At 59.1% G+C, this 17,043-nt stretch carries 13 protein-coding genes; 4 read left to right on the top strand and 9 right to left on the bottom strand.

All coding sequences use genetic code 11. The features are described from left to right. The first annotated feature begins 200 nt into the window (after positions 1-200). A complete protein-coding gene (locus ABC337_RS13745) occupies positions 201-1,493 on the top strand; it encodes an ISL3 family transposase (RefSeq protein WP_412883490.1) in 1,293 nt (430 codons plus the stop codon). A gap of 155 nt (positions 1,494-1,648) precedes the next feature. On the opposite strand, the gene ABC337_RS13740 is transcribed toward ABC337_RS13745, so the two are convergent. Both ABC337_RS13740 and ABC337_RS13735 read right to left on the bottom strand, forming a co-directional pair. Next, a complete protein-coding gene (locus tag ABC337_RS13740) occupies positions 1,649-2,884 on the bottom strand; it encodes a glycosyltransferase family 4 protein (RefSeq protein WP_412883491.1) in 1,236 nt (411 codons plus the stop codon). Positions 2,885-2,886: 2 nt separating this feature from the next. Further along, a complete protein-coding gene (locus ABC337_RS13735) occupies positions 2,887-3,912 on the bottom strand; it encodes a polysaccharide biosynthesis protein (protein WP_412883492.1) in 1,026 nt (341 codons plus the stop codon). A gap of 153 nt (positions 3,913-4,065) precedes the next feature. On the opposite strand from ABC337_RS13735, the gene ABC337_RS13730 reads away from it, so the two are divergent. The 3 genes from ABC337_RS13730 to ABC337_RS13720 all read left to right on the top strand — a co-directional run bounded on the left by ABC337_RS13730 (position 4,066) and on the right by ABC337_RS13720 (position 7,392). Then, complete coding sequence (locus ABC337_RS13730) at positions 4,066-4,806, top strand: glycosyltransferase family 2 protein (RefSeq protein WP_412883493.1); 741 nt, start codon at positions 4,066-4,068, stop codon at positions 4,804-4,806. Beyond that, positions 4,806-5,225: a DUF2304 domain-containing protein gene (locus ABC337_RS13725; RefSeq protein ID WP_412883494.1), complete on the top strand. Its 420-nt coding sequence runs from the start codon at positions 4,806-4,808 to the stop codon at positions 5,223-5,225. Before ABC337_RS13730 ends, ABC337_RS13725 begins: the two co-directional genes overlap by 1 nt. Positions 5,226-5,373: 148 nt before the next feature. Then, the gene (locus tag ABC337_RS13720; RefSeq protein WP_412883495.1) at positions 5,374-7,392 is read left to right on the top strand and encodes a hypothetical protein; all 2,019 of its coding nucleotides are present in this window, start codon (positions 5,374-5,376) and stop codon (positions 7,390-7,392) included. Between the two features lie 177 nt (positions 7,393-7,569). Here ABC337_RS13720 and wecB read toward each other — a convergent pair whose 3' ends face one another. From wecB to glf, 7 genes are all read right to left on the bottom strand, one after another. Continuing rightward, the gene (wecB, locus tag ABC337_RS13715) at positions 7,570-8,727 is read right to left on the bottom strand and encodes a non-hydrolyzing UDP-N-acetylglucosamine 2-epimerase (protein WP_290255667.1); all 1,158 of its coding nucleotides are present in this window, start codon (positions 8,725-8,727) and stop codon (positions 7,570-7,572) included. Continuing rightward, positions 8,724-9,815 (bottom strand): polysaccharide biosynthesis C-terminal domain-containing protein, encoded by a 1,092-nt coding sequence (locus ABC337_RS13710; RefSeq protein WP_412883496.1) that lies wholly within the window; start codon positions 9,813-9,815, stop codon positions 8,724-8,726. Before ABC337_RS13710 ends, wecB begins: the two co-directional genes overlap by 4 nt. 26 nt (positions 9,816-9,841) lie before the next feature. Further along, positions 9,842-11,779 carry a DUF6541 family protein gene (locus ABC337_RS13705; protein ID WP_412893307.1) on the bottom strand — a complete coding sequence of 646 codons (1,938 nt, stop codon included), beginning with the start codon at positions 11,777-11,779 and terminating at the stop codon, positions 9,842-9,844. Positions 11,780-12,079: 300 nt separating this feature from the next. Beyond that, complete coding sequence (locus tag ABC337_RS13700; protein WP_412883498.1) at positions 12,080-12,805, bottom strand: ABC transporter ATP-binding protein; 726 nt, start codon at positions 12,803-12,805, stop codon at positions 12,080-12,082. After that, a complete protein-coding gene (locus ABC337_RS13695; RefSeq protein WP_412883499.1) occupies positions 12,806-13,687 on the bottom strand; it encodes an ABC transporter permease in 882 nt (293 codons plus the stop codon). Beyond that, on the bottom strand, positions 13,684-15,699 hold the full coding sequence (locus ABC337_RS13690) for a glycosyltransferase (RefSeq protein WP_412884923.1): 2,016 nt from the start codon (positions 15,697-15,699) through the stop codon (positions 13,684-13,686). Before ABC337_RS13690 ends, ABC337_RS13695 begins: the two co-directional genes overlap by 4 nt. A 2-nt stretch (positions 15,700-15,701) precedes the next feature. Then, on the bottom strand, positions 15,702-16,889 hold the full coding sequence (gene glf / locus ABC337_RS13685; protein WP_412883500.1) for a UDP-galactopyranose mutase: 1,188 nt from the start codon (positions 16,887-16,889) through the stop codon (positions 15,702-15,704). Positions 16,890-17,043 lie beyond the last annotated feature (154 nt).

The following is a 17,043-nucleotide window of genomic DNA, read 5'->3' as shown; positions in this document are numbered from 1 at the left end:
TCGCCGAGCTGACGATAACGTTCGGCTCATTGGCGGCGTCGGACTGTCCAGCGCGCTTCCACGGCAATAGAACTGAACCCGCCGAAAGCGGCTCTTCGCGGTTCGTGGGGAACTGATTTCGTGTCGTAGCTAAAAAAGGGGCCCGTGGCCCTGCTGGGATGAGTGTGTCTAGCATTCAACCAGGAACAGGACCACGAGCCTTGACTGAGCCTACCTTCGTGGCGTTCGACGCTGCCACCAGCATCTTCAACCTGCCCGACTACCGCGTCCTCTCCGTCACCGTGCTGGAAGACGGGCGCCGCCAGATCATCGTCGAAACAGACCAGCCACCAGGCTGCCCGAGCTGCGGTGTTGTCGCGACGCGGCGGAAGGAACGGCGCCTCCAACGGATCCGGGATATCCCTGTCGCCGGCGCCGTGGAGGTGCTCTGGTCCAAGTACCGCTGGCATTGCGAGGAACCGGCCTGCCCGCGGCTTTCCTTCTTTGAATCCACCGCCCAGGTCCCGCGCCGCGCCCGTTCCACGGGCCGGCTCCGGGACCACGTCGTTGATGCGGTCATCAATTCCGGCAGGGCCGTGTCCGAGACGGCCGCTGCGTTCGCGGTGTCCTGGTGGATGGTCCGTGCCGCGCTGAACGAAGCCTGCCTTCTGACGCTGCCGGACGTGGATGAGCTCAGCCCCCGCATGCTGGGCATCGACGAACACCGGTTCCGATCCGTGCGGTATTTCCGTGACCCGGACTCCAGCTCGTGGATCCGGCACGAGCCGTGGATGACCACCATCGTGGATCTGGACACCGGGCAGGTCTTGGGTGTGGTCGATGGCCGGGACCACAAGGGCGTTGGCGACTGGCTCTTCGCCCGCCCGCTTCAGTGGCGGCTGGGCGTGCAGGTCGTTGCGATCGACCCCTCGGCCGCATTCCGGAAAGCGTTGAGGATGTGGCTTCCCCGCACCGCTGTCGCGGTCGATCACTTCCACTTGGTGTCCCTGGCCAACCAGGCGGTGACAGAGGCCCGGCAGAACCTCTCCCAGCAGGTCAAGGGCCGCCGCGGCCGCGGCATCGACAAGGCCTGGGCCCACCGGATGCTGCTCCTGCGCGCCGGCGACAAGCTCTCTGACCCCGCGGCCCACCGCCTGGCTGAGGTCTTCACCGCCGATGACGCCACCGGCAAGCTCGAGGCAGTCTGGAAGGTCAAGGAAAAGCTGCGGGCGCTGCTGCGCACCAACTCGCTGGCTGACGCCGCCGCGGCGAAAGAGGAACTCATGACCCTCGTTGAAGCCGCCGGAAGGCCGGAGACGAACAAGCTCTACCGCACTGTCTGCCGGTGGTGGAACGAGATCGAAGTCCTCATCGTCACCGGCGCCACAACCGGCAAGGTCGAAGCCAACAACACCGGAATCAAACACATCAAACGCACCGCCCGCGGCTACCGCAACGCAGGGAACTACAAATCGATTATCCTCATGACCAGTGCCGTCCGGACGGCGGCATGACACTCATCCGCGGAATCAATTTCCCCATAAACCTTGAAGAGCCCCGAAAGCCCCGGCGGGAGACCTGGGCCGAGCCACAGCGGTGAGAGGCGGGCCCATAGGAACACCGCTGAGACTGGCGCTGCGGCATGCCGAAAAACTGCCAGTGCGCCTAATCAAGCCGGTGAGAGCAGAAAGTTCTTCAGCCGGCCAAGGACAATGCTCCGCTCTAGATTGGCAAAGTGGTATGCCTTACCGTTTCCGCCAAGACCTCGGCGGTCCTCGGCTGACAGTTCGTAAAGCCGTCGGATATTGTCCGCCAGACCTTCGCTGTCGCCAGCCGGTCCAACGAGGCCGCACTGCGCCTGGTCTTCCACAAGCGAGCGAACTTCGCCATCCATGGCGAGAGCGAGCGGCCGTCCGGACGCAATGTATGACATGACCTTTGCCGGTATGGTCGCCTCCAGCAGGTCGCTCTTCACCAGGCAACCAACTAGGACGTCCGCGAGTGTCGTGTACTTGGGGACATCGGTGACGGGGTGATGACCCTCAAACCGAAAAACGTCCTCGAGACCGCGATCTTTGACCTGTTGCTCGACTTCGTTGCGGCTCATGCCGTCCCCGACGATGATCCAAGAAATACCGGTGAGGCCTTCCCTTTTGAGCAGTGCAGCCGCGTCGATCATGGTTTCGAATGACTGAGCCGGGCTGATGTTCCCCGTGAAGACAACTTTGAACCCGTCACCGAGTCGCGAGGCCAAATCCTCGTCAAAGATTTCCTGTTCGTACAGGCTTTCGCATGCCTGCGGAACGACGGCCAGACGATCGTCCGGTAGACCGCTAATGCTCTGAATCTTTGCTCGCATTTGTTCCGACAAGACAATGATTTTGTCGGGCTGGCGGTAGTGCCAGTGGGAGACTCGCTCGACCAGGCGGCGTAAGAAGCGGTTCTTTATGTCCAGAACAGAGAAGAGATTTTCCGGCCAAAGGTCGAGCACATACATTGTCGACTCGATGCCGCGAAGCTTCGACAAGAGTATCCCGGTGATTGACATCATTACCGGCGAAAGCTGATAAAGGAAGATCTTATCGTATCTTCCGAAGAGCAACCGTGGCAGATGCAAAAGACTGCCCAGCGGAAAGGATACATAATTCAAGAAAATACGCTGGCTGGAATTATCGCCCCGCGGAATTTCCGGGGCCCGGTAGATAGTGATGCCTTTGTGATTCTGTTTGTAGGGTCCCCGCCACGTGTAGCCTGGGAAGAGCGCTCCCTGCGGATAGTTAGGCAATCCACAGAGTACCTCCACATCCACATCTGACTCGACCAGAAAATCGCAAATATCATTGATGCGAAAACCTTCAGGCCAGAAGTGCTGCCCGACTACAAGCACCTTGGGGCGAGATGTCATTCTTACGGGACCGGAGTGATGGACGGCAGGAGTTCCTGTACATAATCCGTCGTCTTGATCTTTTCGATGATCTCATCGACGGTCAACTGCTGCGTGTTGTGTGAGGTGTATTCCTCGAGTTCTTCGTTGACAATGTCACCAGAGTCTACAAACTTCTCGTAATTGAGATCCCGGGTGTCGGCTGGAACGCGGAAGTAGCCGCCAAGGTCCTCGGATTTAGCGCGCTCTTCGCGGGTCAGCAGGGTCTCATGGGCCTTCTCGCCGTGGCGGGTGCCAATGACGTTGATGTCGACGTCCGAGTTAAAGAGACGCTTCATGGCCGTGGCCAGGTCACCGACGGTTGAGGCATCCGCCTTCTGAACGAAGAGATCACCCTGGTTGGCATTTTTAAACGCAAAAAGAACGAGCTCAACGGCTTCATCGAGATTCATAAGGAAGCGCGTCATGTGTGGATCCGTTACGGTCAGGGGCTTCCCTGCCCGGATCTGATCCGCGAACAACGGGATCACTGAGCCGCGTGAAGCCATGACGTTACCGTAGCGGGTGCAGGAGATGAGGGTGTCCGCCGGATCCACGTTGCGCGACTTCGCAATGACAACCTTCTCCATCATCGCCTTGGACGTACCCATAGCATTGATCGGATAGGCGGCCTTGTCGGTGGACAGGCAGACAACATTCTTGACGCCGGCGTCGATGGCCGCGGTGAGCACGTTGTCGGTCCCCAGGACATTGGTGCGAACGGCTTCCATCGGGAAGAACTCGCACGATGGAACCTGCTTCAGAGCTGCCGCATGAAAGATGAAGTCGACGCCGCGGACTGCTTCGCGGACACTCTCGATGTTCCGCACATCCCCGATATAGAACTTCAATTTGTCGTTGTTGTATGCCTTCCGCATATCGTCCTGCTTCTTCTCGTCCCGCGAGAAGATCCTGATCTCGCCGATATCGGTGTGCAGGAAGTGCTTCAGTACAGTGTTCCCAAACGAGCCAGTGCCCCCGGTAATCAAAAGTGTCTTGTTCTTGAACAACTTGTCTCCTTGGTCTGCAGGGTGGCTGCGGCAACGAACATGGGCTGCAACCGTTAGATAATACCAGCGCCCCGGGGATGGAGGCGGCTGTAAAGCCCTCCGAAGGCGGGACACGAATTCGGCGCAGATGCGTTTCAGCGTAGAATCTGCATCATGCTTAGCCCAGACGCCCGCCATGTGTTAGTGATCATGCCAGCTTGGAACGAAGGCGAAACCGTTGGAACCACGGTCGCCGAAGTGATCAATCTGAACGAAGGCTACGACGTTCTGGTTGTTGATGATGGCTCAACGGACCGAACGGCCGATGTGGCAGCGGCCGCCGGCGCAACCGTCCTCCGCCTCCCCTTCAACATGGGTGTGGGAGGCGCGATGCGCGCCGGGTTCAAGTATGCCGACCGCCACAACTACGATGCCGTCATCCAGGTGGACGCCGACGGTCAACACGATCCGCGGGAGATCTCCTCCGTCCTGGAGGGGCTGGAGTCGGCAGACATCGCCATCGGCGCCCGCTTCGCCTCCAAGGGCGATTATAAAGTTTCCGGTCCCCGGCAGTGGGCGATGGTGTTTTTGGCGGCTGTGATCTCGCGTCTTGCTCGGACGAAGCTTACCGACGTCACGTCGGGGTTCCGTGCCGGGAATAAGAGAGCCATCGCACAGTACTTGGATCACTATCCGGCCGAGTATCTTGGCGACACCATTGATTCGTTGGTAGTTGCGATCAAATCGGGGTGCAGGGTGACCCAGATCCCCGTGGCCATGCGGCCGCGCCAGGGCGGGACGCCCAGCCATAATCCTGCAAAATCTGCCATCTACCTGCTTAGGTCCGTATTTGCCTTACTTTTTGCAATGACACGCAGCCGATCACAGATAGCCGTAGGGGAAAGCAACGCCTGATGGGAAACACACTGCCTCCATTCATCTTCGCCCTCGTCATGGTTGCGATCGTTCTGGAACTGGTCCGCCGGAAGGTGTTCCGTGAGAAATACGCCGCGCTGTGGCTCATCATCGGCGCCAGTGCCCTGGTTCTGGCCGGTTGGCCCGACCTCCTCACGGGCGTCAGCAAGATTGTCGGTATCCAAGTTGCATCGAACTTGCTCTTTGCCCTGTGCATTGTCCTGCTGCTGGGCGTCTGTCTTCATCTTTCGTGGGAACTCTCCGTCGTGGAGGACGAGAACCGCACCCTTGCGGAGGAAGTCGCCATCATGCGCACCGCGGTAGAGCGGCTGGAACACGAATTCCATGCGTTGTCTACCGCAGGTCCGCGGGGCGAAACGCCGCGACTGGAGACTGGTCCGCAATCCCCCAAGGACTAGGGCCTCACACCACGTAAGGACGGCCATCGTGAACGGTAGACTCATAGGTGTCTACTCTGTACCTTTTCCGCGCCTTTCGAGGTGCCCTGGATTAACGAAGGTCGTGACATCGGGGGAAATGCCGGCTGACCACGACCGCTAAGGAATCATGCTCAGCCCGGATCTGCAATCAGTTTCATCAGCACCAACCCGGAGTGCGCGCCCGCGCAACCGGCCCACCGGCGGACCAAAACTCTCACTCTTCCAGATACTGCTGCTCCTGGTCATTTCTTTTCTCGCGTTTCTTGCCGTTGTAGCCGTGCGACACTCTGGAGCACTGACGGGTTGGCGCTTCGGAATTCTCCTGGGTTTCGTCCTGCTCCTCATTCCGACGTCGCGGAGCTTCTCCCAGCGCATTCTTGTTGCCAGTGTCGGCATCGCTGGCTTGGCACCGATGATCTGGTGGTACTCCGGTCCCATGCCAGGGCTTGACCGCGGCTCCTTCGTTCTAGCGTTAGCGGCTGCCGGTCTTACGGCTTCAGCAGCTTTCTGGATCGTGACGCGGCGGCCTCTCCGAGCGTTTTTGCCGTATGCAAACGTCGTTGACATTCTGCCTGTCGTAGCGGCCCTTGCTTCTCTCTGGGCGGTTCAGGGATTCATTTCGGTCCGCTCCCCTGAGGAAGCACTTCTGCTTCTCACCAGATCATGGGACTTTGCACCCCATTTCAACATGTACGACATGATTCGAAACCATGGGGCGGTCTTGGCTGTCCTCCCGGCCGCCGCGGACGGCAGCCCCTGGTCCGCCGCGACATACCCTCAAGGGTTCCACTCGCTGTTAGCGACATTGGCGGAAGTTGTCGCCGGCAGCAAACCGGGCGATCCGGGCGAGGAGCTCGTGCTCTTTTGCCGGCTGATCGGGGCGGTGACGATTCTCGGCACAGTGATGGTCATCGCTGGATTGACTTCACTCCCGGTACTACGGCGGAATTTCCTTGTCACGCTGCCGCTCGTCACGATCGTCGCAACGGCCTGGATTGTGGGTCCCGGATCGATTCCGGTGTTCGGTGCGTTCCCCAACTTCGGGCTGGGTGTGGCTCTCTGTGTGGCGTGCATCGCCATAGTTCAACTGAGGCGGGTCATCCCGCCGTCGCTTGCTTCGTCCGCCCTTACGATGGCTCTGGTGGGAGTGGCCCACGGCTGGATTCTCCTCCTCGTCCTCTGCCTGCCCAGCGTCGCCGTTTATGGATGGCACTTGATTCGCCACCGTACGCAGCTAAGGAGTTGGGACGTCACCGTACAGTCCGCCATAGCGGTCGTCGGCGTGGCTGCACTGGGCGCTGCTGTCTGGCAGCTCCACGCGCTCTCCGCTGGCGACGTGCTCACGACGAACGGCGGGATCGCTTTGGCTGACACCGGCGTCGCTGTCCTCTGCGTCATCGCTAACGCTTTTGTTGCCCTTGCCTTCTTCTCGCGGCGCAAGGCCGGAAGCGAGGAGCACAGACACGGAACGCTCACTTCTTTACATGTCCTGGCTACACCGCTCTTTGGGGCGGCGCTCCTGCTGGCGCTTGGCATCTTCCAACTTGTGCAGTCGGGATCTGTGACTTACTACTTCCACAAATCGTTCCTGGCAGTGGAAATTGTCGCCATCGTCTGCACCGTGATTGGTGTTGCGGAACTCTGGTCACCGATCCTTCTCAAGAAAAGCGGCCGTAAGACCTTCGTGGCAGCGTCGTTACTGACGACCCTGGGGGCGACTCAGTTTTTTGGACTGCCCTTTACCGGAATGAGCGAGCAAGGGCTCAAGCCCACCGCAAGTGGCGCCACCGCACTCCTTCAGCAAACGACCGCACTCTCGGGATCAATGCCGCCGCTGATTCCCAAGCTCCTCGCCATATCCCGGGTCAAGCAGGAACGAACCTTCATCTACGCCGGCTTCAACGACTTCTTTGACCCCCTCCTAGCGGCGCAGTGGTCACTGACGCTTCAAGGCAAGTGGACGAACAAGGTCGAACCTGCCATTCCCCTGGTAAGTCCGCTATATAAAGGTCCTTCCAAGGTGCCCAACGCAATGATTGCCATATTGGAGAAAATGCCGGAACTCGATGTCTTGGTCGATCCAGAGCTCCTGCCCGAACTGCGGGCTGCATTCCCGGAATATGCCTCCCGGATCATAACTTACTAAAGAGCGCGGGGACCGAAGTAACCTACTAGTCTCCAACGGCCGGGTCCGCCCCGTCCCAATAACAGCAAACGCCCCGCCGGATTATCCAGCGGGGCGTCTGTATTCGCGACGAAAGTCCTCGACGAGCCGATCAGACTGCGGCTTGGCGAACCATGACGCAGTCGTCCTCAGCGGTGGTCAGCGGTTCCTGTCAATGTTGACGAAAATTCCCGTCCGCTGGTGGTGCGTGTGGGCAGTCGACCGAATGAAGTTCACCGTCCGGCGCGACGTATCACTGATTTGGTAATCAGCGGGAACGACTGGCGGTCCGTCGTTCTGGAACTGATCCAAGACAATCTCAATTGCGTCCACGATCGCATCAGCGGTGACACCCGTCGTGATGATGGCCGCAGTGTCGAGCGATTCAGGCCGCTCAATAGCGTCCCTTAGCGTGACGGCGGGGAAGCCGAGCAGTGAGGATTCTTCGCTGATGGTCCCGCTGTCGGAGAGGACCAGCTTTGCTTCCTGCTGGAGCTTCACGTAGTCGTTGAAGCCGAACGGGGGGTGGAAGCGCAGTCCCTCCTTCAGCTCTTCCGGCTGGCTTTCGAGCCTTTTGCGAGTACGCGGGTGGGTCGACACCAGGACCGGAACTTCGTACCGGCGGCTCAGCGTCTGGAGGGCTTTGAGGATCTCCGCCAGACGTTCCGGGCTGTCCACATTCTCTTCACGGTGAACGCTCACCATGAAGTAGCCGCCTGAGGTGAGGTTCTGCTTCTCAAGAACGTCGCTGCTGGAAATGGCGTCGGCATTACCCTGCAGCACCTCCTTCATCGGAGAACCTGTCAGGAGGATCCTTGAGGGGTGAAGCCCTTCCGCCAGGAGATTGCGGCGGGCGTGTTCGGTGTAGACGAGGTTGTAGTCTGCTACGTGATCGACCAGGCGGCGGTTGGTCTCCTCTGGCACGTTCTCATCGAAGCAACGGTTCCCTGCTTCCATGTGGTAAACGGGGATTCTCATACGCTTGGCCATGAGGGCAGAGATACAACTGTTGGTGTCACCCAGAACGACCATGGCGTCAGGTTTTTCGGCCAGCAGCACTTCCTCGGTCTTGGCTAGTATCGAACCCAAGACCGCGCCGAGGGATGAGGTGTCGGCTTCAAGAAAGTGGTCGGGCTTCCTCAGCCCGAGGTCCTCGAAAAAAACCTCATTGAGTTCATAGTCGTAGTTCTGCCCCGTGTGGACCAGCACATGGTCGGTGCTGCGATCAAGCCGTCGGATCGTAGCCGCCAAGCGGATGATCTCCGGTCGCGTTCCTACTATGGTCAGTACTTTTAGCCTGCGGCCAGCGTCGGTCATACTTCCTCCGGGAAGGTGTCGGGAGAGGCTGGGTCAAATATTTCGTTGATCCAGAACATGGTGTAAAGCTTATCCGATCCAACATTGGTGATGTTATGGGACCACATTGTCGGCATATCGATAGCAACTGGATTTTCACCGGTCACAGGGAACGTGAGAACCTCGTTAGAGAACATTTTTCGCATAGCGATTTCGGCGGTACCTGAAAGAACCGTAAATCGCTCGATTTTACGCCGGTGGTAGTGCTGCCCCCGCGTCACGCCTGGCTCCGTGGTCGAGAAAGAGGCCTGCCCCTCCCCGCCAGCGCTGCGGATGACTTCAAAAAAGGCACCTCGGGCGTCTTCCTTCCGATTCAGCATGATGGGAAGCCGCTCGCCGACCAAAAATGACCTATAGGTATTAAACAGATCACGTTCAAATGTATTTGCAATATCTGGAATAGTGCCGTCCGCGTACGAATGGGCCATGGACCCTATCAGTTCCGCAACTTCGCTCACTTTCCTGACTGTTGCCAAATTGTGGGCTGCGTCGGGCGCATGAATTCCCAGTAGAACTTCTGCAGCCGTCTGCACGTGCAAAAGCCGCAGTTCTTTATCCTCCTTTACCTCCAGAGGTTTGCCTTCCGAAGCGAGCTGGCAGAAGGTTGCGACGACCGAGTTGTAGAAGGGCTTCCCGTGCTCACCGAAGAGATTCGGAAGCTTTACGTCAACGAAGGTCGCGCCGGCATCTTCGGCTGCCTTCCTTAGAATCCGGCCGGCCTCTTGCTTCCCCTGACCGTAAGGACTCTGGTTGCCGGCCTGGATGGAGTTGGCGTAGACCACCGTGCCTGGAACCGATGTGGCCTCGCCCAGTGCCTTGGCGAGTTGCTGGGCGAATCTCACGTTGCCTTCTCGGACGGCGACGTCGTCACCGCGGTTGACGCCTGCTATATGGACAAGGGTTGTAGCCCTCTCCATGAGCCCTGTGGCCGAGCCGATGTCGAACTTGTCTCCGAGAGGCAGAGGCTCCGTTGTCCTGTCCAGGCTATGAGCAAGTACACGGGTGTGCCATCCGAGGAAGCCGTTGCTTCCGGTCAGGGCAATTGTCATACCGACACTCCTACTACGTTGATGTGTCACTGCCCGCAGGCAGTCAACTTATAGATTTTTGCTTGACCTTGAGAGTCAACAAGGCTCGCTACACCGGAGGCCACAAGGTTATCCAGCCCACGGAACCCGTTGTCTCCCCCGTGGACCTCCTGATGGCCAAAGTCCAGTACGTAGCCAACATGCAACTTCTGAACGATTGGGCAGATCGTCGGATCAGTTTTTGCCGCGTTGAGGTGCGTGAATAGCTCCGCGGCTCCCGAGGGAAGTTCGCTTAGCATGTGGAGTTGAACGAGTTTCCTCCCGGTGAATGCATAAGCCAGAGCGCTGCCATTCCAAGGGTTACCGACCAGGACCGCGTCTTGGGGTACCTCAGCGGGTAGTCGATTCATGAGTGTCATTTCGTCCGAAGAGACAAGCGGCGAATCGTTGGCCAGTCGGTAACCGGCCGCTGCCGAATTTGTTGCTTCCCGGACGTTGGCCTGCTGCGTTGCGAGCGTCAACAGACAAATGACGGCCACAGCACCCACGGCCGCTAGAGGTTTTGAGGCCGCCAGCGGAGTCTTCCGGCTGCTCCTTGAGGCCAGCCCACGAAGCTGGGGCTCCAGCCACCCGTCCCACCCTCGCACCGCGCCAACGACAGCGAAGGGCAGGAGCACCATCGGCAACAGCGAGGCCAACCGGGGAGGATCGTTGTACCAGACACCCGTGAAGAATGTCCGAAGGTCACCGAACGGAAATGACGCCACGATCACGAACAACGACGCGATCACCACGAACATGCCGATGAGCCAGTACTGCTGGCGTCGTCGAATTATTGAGATAAGCCCTGCAACCGCCAGCAACGCGACCGCCCATGACACTGACCGACCGATAGCCGAACTTGTCAGCACCTCACCGATCGCGCGTCCGGTAGTTTCAAGGGGCGGCCAAAAAGCGGCGACCTCCGGAGGACGTATGGCCTTCCAGAGGACACCGACGGCGCCCAAGCCGACCAGCAGCAGTAATGCCATTCCACCAAGGCGGAGAGCTACATGCTGCGAGCGGCGTCGAATAGCGATAACTCCCCTTGCCCATAAGATCAGGAGGGGGGGCAGCAACATGGCCAGGAGTGCCATCGTACTGCTCGGGTGGGCCAAGGTGAGGCCGGGAAGCACCGCGGCGAAGAGGAGCCATGAGACTGCCGCCGACGCGGAGCGCGACCAGCCCAGTCCCAGGGCTTGAATTCCCAATGCTACGGCTATCGGTAGAAGGGCGTTCCCTAGGAAGTTCGGGTAAAGGACCCCGAAGTCCAAGAGCAGGAGTGGAAAAGCGCCGAACGCTGCAGAGAGAATTCCCGCCGCGACGCTAACGGCTACGCGTTCACCGAGGACCTTGTGCGCGAGGAAAATGCACCCGAGAGGCCAAACGATTGAACCGACAATCAAGTTGATGACATTGACTGAAACAGGGATCGATGCACCGGTGCTGACTGCAATCAAAGCTACGAGATCATGCCAGGCCGCGGGGTAGAAGCCTCCGCCGGTCATGCCGCTAACAGTGATCGATGAACCGGAGCCTGTATCAAGGATGTAACGCACGGCGTTGAGGTGGAAGACATTGTCGAAGGTCTGCGAAAAGGCTTCCGGGCGGCCGAAGGCGACGACGAGACGACGTGATATGAGGAATGCCGCTGCAACCAAGGCCAGCGAGTGTCCCCCCGCGTTCAGCCAATTGATCGGCGATCGGGTTCGGGGACGTTCAGCCGCCCCAACTGGAGAGAGCAGTTTCGTAGCCACCCACGCGATGGCGGCAACTACCAGTGCGAATATCCCAACCGGGACAATCGACCACCGCATGTTAATCAAGGGAGCGATCAACGCAGCGACCGCAACAATGGAGACTGTAATGGCCGGCGCGACGGCCAGCAGTGCGATCCCCCGTAGCCTACTGACCCAGCCAACGCAGAGTCCCGGTACAAACAGCACCCCGATCCCCAAGCAAAGATGCGGGACTATCGACCACCACGACACGAATTTCCTCCATACATTGACTGGCGCGGGCGAGAAATGTATCGCCGTCGCACCTCCCGAATACTACGTGACTGAGTCCGAACGGTATCCGCTCCGCCGTGGCAGAGGCCAAAGCGTTGTTGAGGTGACTGTCACCATGCAGGAAGTCGTTCTCAGTCTGGTCAAGCCTCTCCCTGTTAATAAAGGGCGGGGCCACCAAAGCGCACGTCCTGACACGTCGCATTTCATCCCCTCAGGTCCCTGAAGTCCTAGCAACTATGAACGCAGCAGAGCCACGGCCTCATCGATTGGACCGTCGAACATGAGCTTCCCATGCTCGAGGACGACTCCACGCTCACATATTCGGGAGACCAGATCGAGGTCGTGACTAACGACAACCAAGGTTTTTCCGTCGCGGGCGAGTTCCTGGATCTTGCCGATGCACTTTCGCTGAAAAGGTTCATCGCCGACGGCGAGGATCTCATCGATAAGGAAGACCTCGGGATCGGTGTGTACAGCCACGGAGAAGGCGAGGCGCAGGTACATTCCGGATGAGTAGAACTTGACCTCGGTATCGATGAACTGGCCGATCTCCGAGAATTCGACAATGTCGTCAAACCGGTCCTTGACCTGCTGCTCGGTCATGCCGAGGATAGCCCCATTGAGGAAGACGTTGTCCCTGCCCGACAGGTCGGGGTGGAAGCCGGCGCCAACCTCAATCAGGCCAGCAACGCGGCCCCGGGTCTTGACCGTGCCCGAGTCGGGAAGCATGACTCCCGAGATGTGCTTCAACAGGGTCGACTTTCCCGAGCCGTTCAGACCGAGCAACGCCACTGTTTCGCCCGCCTGGACTTCCACGGACACGTTCTTCAACGCATGGAACTTTTCGGAGAGGTCGCCTTTGCGCCCCTTCGCCAGCCACACCACAGCCTCCTTCAGAGACCTGGTGTGGCGTAGTACGAACTGTTTGCTGATATTAGATACTTCGATCGCCGTGACCACTCAAAGCTCCTGTGCGAAACGGCCCTCAAGGCGCCGAAAGGTGAATTGACCCAACGAAACGATGACTACCGCAACGACGAGGCCAACCGGCAGCCACAGGCCGAAAAGATTCGGGGGCATCGCTGTTGAACCGTCCGTCGTCGGAAACCAGAACGCATAGTGGAATAGTTCCACCCCTATGGTGATCGGGTTCGCTTGATAGATGCCGAAGGCGGTGCTTCCAAGCTTTTGCTCGACCATGGACCATGCATACATGACCGGGGACGCCCAGGTTGCAACCATCAGTAGCATGTCGACGAGGTTCTCTGAGTCGCGGAAGTAAACATTGGCCGCACCGAAAAGCAGGCCCAGCCCAGTCGCCAGCATTCCCACAATGATGAACCCGGCCAGCGCAGCAAGGAGCTGGATCAGATTGGGGTGCCATCCCGCAAAGACGCACCCGATCACGAGAACCACCAGTTGAGGGAAGAAGTGGACTGCTGAGACCCACACGGATGCCACCGGGAACAGCTCGCGCGGAAGGTAGATCTTCTTGATCAAATTGCCATTCATCACGATGGACCGTGCTGCGTTGCCCAGCGCTTCCGAAAAGAAGTTGATTAGTACGATGCCGGAGAATAGGTAGACGGCGTAGTTAGCCAATCCTTCCGGGTTCCTGGCACTCCGTTCCAATCCAAGGAAGATACCCAAGGCTACATAAAATACGACGAACTGAACGCCCGGCTTCACATAGGACCATAGAAGGCCAAGGACAGAGCCGCGGTAACGAACCTTGAGTTCTTTCCGCACCAACAACTTGAGCAGGAAGCCCGACTGCTTAATATCGCGCAGTCCCCCGCCTAATCCGGGAGTGGTCAACTCCCCGGTCGAAATTACGCTCACTTGATCTCATTCTGCGTATGCTGCTCAAACGTCTTCCGCCAGGATTCGATCGACGTGAGCTCATTCATGGACGCCTTGTACTTCTCACTCAGGGCACTCCACTCCCGGAGCAGCGCGGCATGAAGACGACCACTCTCGGTCAGCATCTTTCGCAGCTGCTGGGGGTCGCGGCGGTACCACGACGCCCCGGTTCCTTCGGCATTGGTCACTACTGCACTGTCGTACTGAGCCATGCGCCACCAGCGGTTGTCCTGATGGGCTATCGTCGTCTGCGGACGTTCGGAGCTGGTGCCCGTGACCGGCTTGACGAGCTGCCGGGCAATTGTTTTGGCGGCCCACGGCAAGAGGGTGATCCGCGATGGCTGCGAGGGCCCGTGGCCACGCCGGGGCGGTTTGTCCATTTTCGGCGCCGGGAAGTCCTCCGGGTTGGGACGGAAGACGGCGTCGGAGTGTCCCGACATCATCGAACGAATTTCAGGGAGCTTCGTGGAGAGCAGCTCGGGGAGAGCGTCTGGCCCCTTGAGCACGTCCTGGAGGGCCCACTGCCGGCCTTGGGCGGTCGCGTACTGCATGGACACCATGTGCTTTACGTCGCCAAACTGCGATGCCCGAACGACGTCGCCCCCGAACTCGTAGGGGCTGTGAAGAAGCGCTGCCACGACTCGGTTCCGAGCGTGGAAATAGGCTTGCCAGCCCACGAGGTCATCCTTGTCGATCCAGGACACGTGCCAGACGGCAGAGCCCGGGAGCGAAACCGTCGGGTATCCGTGGGCCTTCGCCCGCAGCCCGTATTCGGCGTCATCCCACTTGATAAACAGTGGAAGCGAGAGGCCGATTTCCTTGATGACCTGGGTGGGAATGAGGCACATCCACCACCCGTTGTAATCGACATCGCAACGACGGTGCAGCCAAGACGTCTGGCGCAGGTTCGATGAGAGGAAATCGTGACCCAGGATCATGTCCTCACTAGGCAGAGCCGGCTGGAATCGGTAGGGGTTTACTACCTCACCGAACGTATGCAAAACCGTCCGGTTGTACAGGTCGAACATGTGCCCGCCAACGAGGGTCGGGGTCTTGCATCGATCGGCGAAGGTGAGAAGGCGGACGATACTCTCGGGTTCGACCACGATGTCGTCGTCCATAAGCAGAACATAGTCACTGCCGTTTTCGACGGCCTCAAACATGCCGCGGGCAAATCCTCCGGACCCGCCCAGGTTTGACTGGTTGATGATTCGGAGCTTTCCGCCCAGGGATTTCTTGACGGCCTCGAAACCCTGCGCATCCGAGAGTTTCTGCGTCCCTTGGTCGACAATGAGGATCTCCTGCACGTGGGCAAGCGCCTCGGCACTGTCGGCCAGCAGACGCAGGTTGTTCAGGCAGAAATCAGTCTTGTTAAGGGTCGTGATCTGCAGCGTCACCGAGCCGGGAGCTTTGTCAACGCTGACGCCTTGCCATTCCGCATCGATCATCACGAGTGGCTCAGTTCCAGCCAACAGATCGAACCAGTACCATCCACCGTCTCCGAAAGGAGCCAGTGACAGTTCAAAGTGGCTCTCCGAAGTTCCCTCTACACGGCGGGTATCCACGCGCTGGAGAGAACCTCTAGCGTTCGACTTATAAACGATGACAGAACCGGTTCCCTGGGTCCGAACCTGCAGGCGCACCTTTTCGACGGTGGTCCACCGACGCCAGTAACTGGCTGGGAAAGCGTTGAAGTACGTGCCGAAGGAGACTCGCTCACCCGACCGGACGGAAGTGGAATGCCGGGAAAGGAAGTCTTCGACGTGAGCCTCTTTTGTGGGGCTGCTGATGGTTCGCGGCTTGGCGACCTTACCGTCTCCGTCGCCGATCGTCGGGAGCTGAATGCCGGTGGCCGTGCCCATATCCATGTACAAGGGCGCCGTGTCCATCTGGCTTGCGCTGGGCAAGATAACGCGCTGTAGAACACCCCACTCAGCGGCGACGTCTTCCGTTACCGCATTGGCTTCTTCCTTGTGGTTCGCAGTTGACATGCTCATGCGTCCACTCCTCCGCTTTCAATCGTGGCGCCGGCTTCGAAGTGCGGGCGGATTTTGTTCTCGAACATCGTCAGGGCTGAACCGATGGCCATGTGCATGTCCAGGTACTTGTACGTGCCGAGGCGACCACCGAAGAGGACATCCTTTTCGGCGGCGGCAAGGTCGCGGTACTTCAGGAGGCGGTCCCGGTCCGTGGGGGTGTTGATCGGGTAGTAAGGCTCGTCGCCCTTTTCTGCCGCTCGCGAGAACTCCCGCATGATGACGGTCTTTTCAGTCTGGTAGTCGCGCTCCGGGTGGAAGTGGCGCGGCTCAATGATGCGGGTGTACCGGACGTCGTCGTCGTTGTAATTGACAACGGAGGTGCCCTGGAAATCGCCGACGTCGAGTACCTCTTCCTCGAAGTCGATGGTGCGCCAGGAAAGGTCACCCTCGGCGTAGTCAAAGTAGCGGTCCACGGGACCGGTGTAGACGACGGGGATGTTCCCGACGACCTTGTTCTTGGAGTATTCGTGCGACTCGTCGAAGAAATCCGTGTTCAGCCGGACCTCGATGTTCGGGTGCTCCGCCATCTTCTCGATCCATGCGGTGTAACCGTTGGTCGGAAGGCCCTCGTACTTGTCGTTGAAGTAGCGGTTGTCGTAGTTGTACCGCACCGGGAGCCGCGAGATGATGCCTGCGGGCAGGTCCTTGGGGTCCGTCTGCCACTGCTTACCGGTGTAGTGCTTGATGAACGCCTCGTACAGCGGGCGGCCAATCAGCTGGATGCCCTTGTCGTTGAGGTTCTGCGGATCAGTACCCGCGAGCTCGCCGGCCTGTTCCTTGATCAGATCCTGGGCCTGGCCCGGGGTCATGTTTGCGCGGAAGAACTGGTTGATCGTCGCCAGGTTAATCGGCAGGGAGTAAACCTCGCCCTTGTGGACGCCGTAGACCTTGTGCACGTAGTTGGTGAACGTCGTGAATCGGTTCACGTACTCCCAAACGCGTTCGTTGGAGGTGTGGAAGAGGTGGGCACCGTAGCGGTGAACTTCGATTCCGGTCTTCTCCTCCTTTTCGCTGTAGGCATTGCCGCCGATGTGATGGCGGCGGTCGATGACGACGACCTTCAAGCCCAGCTCAGAGGCGGCCTGTTCTGCGATTGTCAGGCCGAAAAAGCCCGACCCTACGATGACGAGGTCAGCGGTCACAAAATCTCCTGGTTTGAATGCGGGCAGCACAGCGTTAGGCAATGTCTGCTGCTCTAGCGTACCCGAGTCAGGCCCTGAAACTGCGTCCGAGCACGGCGACGGGGGCCTCCGCAGTGACCTTGGGTTGTCCACATACCGCTTGTTCGTCGGCCCC

It is taken from the genome of Arthrobacter phoenicis (assembly GCF_047238215.1).
In the GTDB taxonomy this organism is placed as follows: domain Bacteria; phylum Actinomycetota; class Actinomycetes; order Actinomycetales; family Micrococcaceae; genus Arthrobacter.
Note: the sequence above shows the minus strand (reverse complement) of the source record. Positions and strands in the feature narration are given on the sequence as shown.

What these genes read in the sequence shown, in the direction of transcription:
- ABC337_RS13690 (WP_412884923.1), bottom strand. Translation starts at nt 15,699, where the DNA reads ATGTCAACTGCGAACCACAAGGAAGAAGCCAATGCGGTAACGGAAGAC.
- ABC337_RS13720 (WP_412883495.1), top strand. Translation starts at nt 5,374, where the DNA reads ATGCTCAGCCCGGATCTGCAATCAGTTTCATCAGCACCAACCCGGAGT.
- ABC337_RS13730 (WP_412883493.1), top strand. Translation starts at nt 4,066, where the DNA reads ATGCTTAGCCCAGACGCCCGCCATGTGTTAGTGATCATGCCAGCTTGG.
- ABC337_RS13740 (WP_412883491.1), bottom strand. Translation starts at nt 2,884, where the DNA reads ATGACATCTCGCCCCAAGGTGCTTGTAGTCGGGCAGCACTTCTGGCCT.
- ABC337_RS13710 (WP_412883496.1), bottom strand. Translation starts at nt 9,815, where the DNA reads ATGACAATTGCCCTGACCGGAAGCAACGGCTTCCTCGGATGGCACACC.
- ABC337_RS13725 (WP_412883494.1), top strand. Translation starts at nt 4,806, where the DNA reads ATGGGAAACACACTGCCTCCATTCATCTTCGCCCTCGTCATGGTTGCG.
- wecB (WP_290255667.1), bottom strand. Translation starts at nt 8,727, where the DNA reads ATGACCGACGCTGGCCGCAGGCTAAAAGTACTGACCATAGTAGGAACG.